Here is a 6,837-nt window from a genome sequence, read left to right as displayed (position 1 = left end):
AATTCCTAAATAAGCCATTAAAAAAATTATAGATGATAATAGAAAAAATATTTTTTGTAATTTATATATTAATAAAAATGGAATTAAGATATAAAAACATCCTTCAAGACCCAGCGACCATGCAGGTGGAATAATCATGAATTTGTCTCCTACCCAAGGAATCATATAAAATCCCATAGGTATTATCAAAAGATTTTGTAATAATCCAATTTCTGTAGGTTTACTAAGAAAAGGTGAGTTTAATCCAAAGATAGAATAAATAATTAAAACTGTTATTGTGTTAAATAAATACTGCGGATAAATTCTCAAAATCCTATCGAGATAGAACCAAACAATTTTTTTAGGAGCAAAATAATTTTTAGATATCAAGGCTGTCATTACATATCCACTTATAAGCAAGAATGATATTACTGCTATCACTCCGGGGTTTAAGCTGTTTACAAGTACTCCTGTATGACTTATGGCAACAAAAATTGATAACAGGAAACGATAGATTCCCATTACACATCTCCAAAAATAAAATTACTGAGTGTTATTTTAGTATAATTAAGGAATAAATTTTTTAGAATATGAGTAAACTATTCAACATATATGCAAAAAGCTACGAAAGCCACTAAGTATTTCATCGGGCTGGAATATAAATAGTTTAAAAAATAATTATTAACTCAAGCTGATGCACTATATAAGCAAAAATAATCATATTAAAAAACTTTCTCAAATTATAATATCAACGCCAATAAACACCTAATCAAAGTTAATCTAACACCCGATTCAAAATTAAATTAATGAATGATGAACTCCGAATTATGAATTACGAATTATCATGACCGCTACCGATCATCTCTGGCAACCTACACCGACAGATTTAATTTTATTACAGGATGAAATTCATGTCTGGCGCATAGAACTTGACCAACCAGAACCACAGCTGCAAAATTTAGCAGCAACTCTTTCCAGTGACGAAACGGCTCGTGCTGAACGGTTCTATTTTCAGGAACACCGACAGCGTTTCATCGCTGGTCGTGGTATCCTGCGAACTATATTAGGTCGCTATTTGGGTATCCAGCCGCCACAAGTGCAGTTTAATTATCAACAGCGTGGCAAACCAGTATTAGCAGATACATTTGCTGATAGTGGACTGGAGTTTAACCTGTCTCATTCTCAAGGGTTGGGTTTGTGTGCGGTGAATTGCACCCGTCCAATTGGTGTAGACCTAGAATATATTCGCCCGATGTCTGATGTAGAAGCTCTTGCCAAACGGTTCTTTTTACCGAGAGAATATGATATGTTGCGATCGCTATCTCCCAAGCAACAGCAAGAGGTATTTTTCCGTTACTGGACTTGTAAGGAAGCTTATTTAAAAGCAACTGGAGACGGACTATCCCAGTTAGAGCAAATTGAAGTGTCGCTCACTCCCACAGAACCAGCCAAGTTACAGATATCTGAAGACTGGAGTCTTTTTGAGCTAGTGCCTGCTAACAATTATGTTGCTGCTGTTGCTGTAGAGAATTTTGGCTGGCATATAAAGTGTTGGCAATATTAATGTTGATTAAACTCATCTCCTGAGTGAAAGAAAAGAGATTTTGCCAACATTATCAAATGACCAATGACAAATAACAATCTACTTATTTGTCCTCCTGCATATTTCTCACAATTTTTGTCACCAGATTTCTGGGTACAAATCTGACGCTTTTTGCAAGTAGTTTATTCATAAAACCAGGAATGACAATGGTTTTGCCCTTCATTAAGGCGTGAAAACCAATTTCGGCAACTGTTTTTGCATCCATCATTTTCTTGCCCTTGAGTAACTTAGAGTCAGCCATACCAGTTCGCTCATGAAAGCCAGATTCTGTTGAACCTGGGCAAAGAACTGTCACAGTGACACCAGTACCTTCTAATTCATTAGCGATCGCTTCTGAAAAAGATAAGATATAGGCTTTAGTAGCAAAATAAACTGCCATCAAAGGCCCTGGTTGAAAAGCCGCAGCCGAGGCGACGTTTAAAATTTTACCATCACCTTGCTTTACCATCCCCTTCACAAATAGCTTAGTTAAATGGGTGAGACACACTAAATTTACCTGTAGCATTTCCAATTCAGTAGCTAGGTCTGTTTCGTAAAATAATCCATGTATACCAAATCCAGCATTATTTACCAGCACATCAACATTAATATCCGCTTTTTGTAACTCCGTGAAAATTTCTTCAGGAGCTGTTGAGATAGATAAATCCTTAACAATAGTTTTGACAAAATTTCCGAATTTATCTTGGAATCTAGCTGCAATTTCTACAAGCTTTAACCCATTTCTGTCTACTAAGACCAGATTGTAATCATGAGCAGCAAAAATACATGCTAATTCGTACCCAATTCCACCAGCTGCCCCAGTAATAAGAGCAGTTTTTTTGCTCCGACCTTGATGTGTTGTGTTCATGTAAGAATATTGGTGAATTCAACTTGATGAAGCTGCGTTGCATTTACAGTGGTTATCGTTCTACAATGAAGTGCGTGTAATACCTGAACAGACGATAAATGTCTTAAGTTATTACCCTTTCAAATGCTTGTGTGATGCGTTAGATAGATGTAGCAATTCAAACGCAAACTTAGGATTTATGTATCGAAGAAGTTGAGCATTAAAGAAGTTCGGTTATTTCAAACTGCTAGCGCTGGTTTCTATGAGTAATCAAAAGCCAGCAGGTAAAATCAAACTTTTGTGCCCGACACTAACCATTCTATCCTCGATTGCTTCTGTCAAGAGGTAGATACTAAAAATTTACATTGTTGAGCATAAAAAAACAGGGCAATTATATTGCCACTGTTAGTATGTGAGTTCTTGCTGGCATCTGAAATATTGGCTATTCAGTAGTACTGAGTTCTAAAAAACGTTGACTAAAAAATTATTTTTTAGGGTGTATTACGGCTTCTGTAACGCATCAAAGTATCCGGGATAGTGCGTTACCTTTTTAACGTTTAGATATCCTCCTAAATCCCCTTTCTAAGGGGGATTTAGAGTTTATTATCCCATCCTTATTAAGGAGGATTAGGGGGATCTCTAAGTGCCTAAAATCACAGCCAAACACTTTTCCAACATCCTACACAAGTTGTGAATTTCTAAGCGAGATTTAAGAATCCACTTTGAATCAAGTAGGCGGTATAAATCATAAACAATTGAGAATCAATTGGAGGACACGCAATAGAACTACCTGCCAATGCATGAAGAGTATCTTGGCAGCTAATATGGGGTCTTCTAGCTTGTAAATACAAATCAGGAATAGTTAGTTGTTCATCAGACCAGCGTTCTAGCAAAAATGGTCGCAGAGTGTACAAAGGATTGTCAGCAGAAGTCACATTATTGATTAACTCTGATTGCCATTTTTCATAAGGAATCATTTCAACTGAATAACCAAAAGAGCGTATCCACTCAACTAGCATTTTCAAAGCAGCAGGTTGAGGATGTTGTAAATTGAAAGCTTTACCTATGGATTCTTTTTGTCTTGATAGATAAACGATCGCTTTACTTACATAGTCCACAGGTGACATATCCAACATATAATCTACATCAGGAAAATATCCCATTTGTAGACAGCCCTTTGTCATCAAGTTGATAAAGTCATGTGTGTTACAAATGCCTGTTTTGCTATCACCAGAAATCAGTGGTGGTCTATGGATAGTTACAGGAAGACCTCGGTCACGAGCAATTTTGACTAACTTTTCAGCTACCCATTTTGTTTGTGAATAACCAAGATAAATACCTTCCCAATGATTGAATTCATCCTGTTCTTTAACAACTTTGCCAGCATAAGCTGTGGATTCAAAAACAGCCACACTAGAAACGTAATGTACAGGCTTGACTTTAACTTGACAAGCCAATCTCAGTACTTCTTGAGTGCCTAAAACATTGGCTGCCTTCAGTGCAGAGTAGGGAAAAACATAATTCAACAAAGCAGCACTATGATAAATGGTATCAATATTTGCAGCTAAGACTTGAAACTGTTCCGAACCAATACCTAACAATGGCTGAGATAAATCGCCGACAATCGGAATAATTCTGGAGGTAAATTCTTCCTGCCAAATTGCATACTGTTCCAGATTCTTTTGGAGTTTGCTTTTGCCTTCTTGGGCATTAGCAGCACGCACTAAACAATAGATATCCGCATTAGTTTCTTGCAGCAGTTCCCGGATGATAAAAGCTCCTAAAAAGCCTGTTCCTCCAGTTATAAAGATGTTCTTGGGTTCACCCACAAGTACATTAGATGCAGCACCGGGATGGATGGTAGGATCAAGAACAGCCTCAGCACCTAAATCGAGAACAGAGGGTGCAGTGTTGGCATTAGAGGCTACTACCTTTGTATCTTGAACAGGTGAACCTTCTTGCACTTCTTCAGCTAAACGCTGTGAAAGAGCTTCAATATTTGGGTAATGCCACAGAAGCAATGGAGATGGTTGAAATCCGAGCAACTTTTCTAAGTTACTTACTAAAATCATTGCTTGGGCTGAATCCAAACCATAGTTTTCTAAATGTTCTTTGATATCTATTTCATCAGTTGATACTCCTAGTAACTTAGCTAAGTTAGATACCAAAAATATTTGAATATCGTCTGCTGTGAAAGACTGTTTTATAGTCATTTTTAAATCTCCAACAATAATGTAGAACGAACAGGGTGATACTGACTGTAATAATCGGAAGCTTGCAGTCCTTGAATTTTCAAATTTTGGACGCGATACAAAAAGGCTGCACCAGTCATAATTTGATCGGCAACATCGACTACACCACGATTATTTGGTTCAGACAAATAAGAACCGCGTACCCAGTCATTGAAACCGCCCATTGCCGGGCCACACCAAATTTGATAATCTACTTCTCTACCTTTTTCGCCAGAACTAGACCAACGGGAAGATAATCCTAAATACCAACGGAAAATCAACGCCATTTTCAGTTTAGGATTATTAACTGCTTTCCCAAGTTTCTCAGGATTCTTTTGGGACAAATAAGCCGCAGTTCCTTCCCATACTTCGGCAATAGTTTTGCGAAAAACTTGTTTTTCTAATTTTTCTCTTTCTGGAAGGGGGATGCTTTCAATGGAATCATAGGCGCGATAGAGTTCAAATAATTTCTGCGCTCGCATGGGGAACATCGTACCCCGTTTGAGAACTTGCAATTTGACTCCCATTTCAAACATATCTGCTGCCGGAGCCATTATCATATCAGCCATTTCTGCTTGGGCTAATAGCTTTTTGGTATGTTCACAAGCCCCAGATTCAACACATGATTGATTAATGGAACCGGTCATTACATAAGCAGCACCCATCATAAAGGCTGCTAATGCTGATTGTGGTGTACCAATTCCCCCTGCTACGCCGATTCTAATGGGTGTTTGGTAATGATATTGTGCTTGAATTTCATCCCGCAAGGCAATAATAGAAGGTAACACACAAACCAGGGGACGGTTATCTGTATGACCTCCAGAATCAGCCTCGACGGTAATATCATCAGCCATCGGAACTTTGGCTGCAAGGGTTGCTTGTAACTCAGTAATTAACCCTTGTTCCAGGAGTTCTTTGAGGATTCTGGCTGGTGCTGGTTGCAGAAATTTAGTAGCAACTTCTCGGCGAGAAATTTTGGCAATGACTTTATTTTTGATTTCAATTTGATTACTGCTATTTAAACTCAATCCAGCAACACGGTAATAAACAATGTTGGGAGTCAAGTCGAGAAATGCAGATGCTTCTACTGTTCTCACTTGATATTTGAGATATAAATCTACGGCCCGGCGTTCAATCGCTGGTTCGTTGGGGCTGTGGATTAGATTAAAAGCATAAGGCCCTTGAGGTAAAGCTTGTTGAATGCGATTTATGGCTGCTTCCAAACGTTCTGGAGTTAAACCACCTGCACCAAAGGAACTTAAAATTTGTTCTTTTCCTAGTGCAATGACCATTTCTTCGGAAGCAATTCCGCCAGCCATTGCGCCAGTAACGTAAGCATATTTCACTCCATGAGAGGAGAGAAAAGTGGGGTCTCCAAATTGTTGGATGCGGATTGGGGCTGCGAATGTTAAGAGTTCTACTTGTGCTGTTGTGCCATTATCACCTGGGGATAAATACCCCTCATTGGTGACACCGATTTTTCCGGCAACTTTCACGATGTAGCAGGGTTTATTTAATACCATCAATTTATCTTTGATGGTTTGTTTCTCGAAAGATACTGTTTCTAAAGAACCTTTCCAAACTTGGTTTTTGTTATAAGACCAGGCGGAGAAGTTAAGGCCATTATCGTGTTTACTTAGTACCGTATCTACGGTTGTCACGGTAGTTATCCCTCGGATTACAAACAATGGATGATAAAGTTGAAGGGTGTAGACTTTTTATAAGAGTCTAGATTTTCATACCAATTCTCTAGGAGATGCACGTATAATTTTTAAACGAACCGCAAAGGAAGCAAAGGGCACAAAGGAAGAGGTGAGTTAAGAATTAATTGGTGCAAGTTGAGAGAGAATTGGTATGAGATATTAAGATTCGTCGTTAAGCAAGTTTTGAGCGCAAGCTAGTTGCAATTGAATGATTTCGCTCATTTGCTGACTGTAATCTTGTCTAGCTTGTAAAAAGGCTGTATGTGCTTTAGTTATCTGGGAATTATTAGCATTGAGCTTTTGATACTGGGTCTTATTTAAATCGAACATGCTGATGATGCTACTAATTTTTTTGGTTCTGACGGGTGGGGAAAAAACAGGAATTGGCTGTCTGATTGCGCTTGACTCAGAAGATTGTAATTGTTCTCTCGTTTCAAAAACGTTATCAATGATATTTTTCGCTTTTACTTCTTCTGGCTGAGGCAAGATGTTAGA

Annotated in this window: 6 protein-coding genes; 1 reads left to right on the top strand and 5 read right to left on the bottom strand. The window is 38.2% G+C overall.

The genetic code is table 11. The annotated features are described in order from the left end of the window. Positions 1–501: acyltransferase family protein (locus V7K42_RS18545; protein ID WP_334918581.1), on the bottom strand; the 501-nt coding region annotated here is incomplete at its 3' end. 322 nt (positions 502–823) lie between these two features. Here V7K42_RS18545 and hetI point away from each other — a divergent pair. Further along, positions 824–1,543, top strand: coding sequence for a 4'-phosphopantetheinyl transferase HetI (hetI, locus tag V7K42_RS18540; RefSeq protein ID WP_334918579.1), 720 nt, complete (start codon positions 824–826; stop codon positions 1,541–1,543). Positions 1,544–1,625: 82 nt separating this feature from the next. On the opposite strand, the gene V7K42_RS18535 is transcribed toward hetI, so the two are convergent. From V7K42_RS18535 to V7K42_RS18520, 4 genes are all read right to left on the bottom strand, one after another. Continuing rightward, entirely contained in the window at positions 1,626–2,429 is an 804-nt protein-coding gene (locus V7K42_RS18535) for an SDR family NAD(P)-dependent oxidoreductase (protein ID WP_334918577.1), read from the bottom strand. 677 nt (positions 2,430–3,106) lie between these two features. Next, complete coding sequence (locus tag V7K42_RS18530; protein WP_334918575.1) at positions 3,107–4,621, bottom strand: thioester reductase domain-containing protein; 1,515 nt, start codon at positions 4,619–4,621, stop codon at positions 3,107–3,109. A 2-nt stretch (positions 4,622–4,623) separates the two neighbouring features. Further along, entirely contained in the window at positions 4,624–6,300 is a 1,677-nt protein-coding gene (locus tag V7K42_RS18525) for a PfaD family polyunsaturated fatty acid/polyketide biosynthesis protein (RefSeq protein WP_334918573.1), read from the bottom strand. Between the two features lie 201 nt (positions 6,301–6,501). Beyond that, a partial coding sequence (locus tag V7K42_RS18520) for a hypothetical protein (RefSeq protein WP_334918571.1) occupies positions 6,502–6,837 on the bottom strand: 336 nt, incomplete at its 5' end.

It is taken from the genome of Nostoc sp., from assembly GCF_036917455.1.
In the GTDB taxonomy this organism is placed as follows: Bacteria; Cyanobacteriota; Cyanobacteriia; order Cyanobacteriales; family Nostocaceae; genus Nostoc.
Note: the sequence above shows the minus strand (reverse complement) of the source record. Positions and strands in the feature narration are given on the sequence as shown.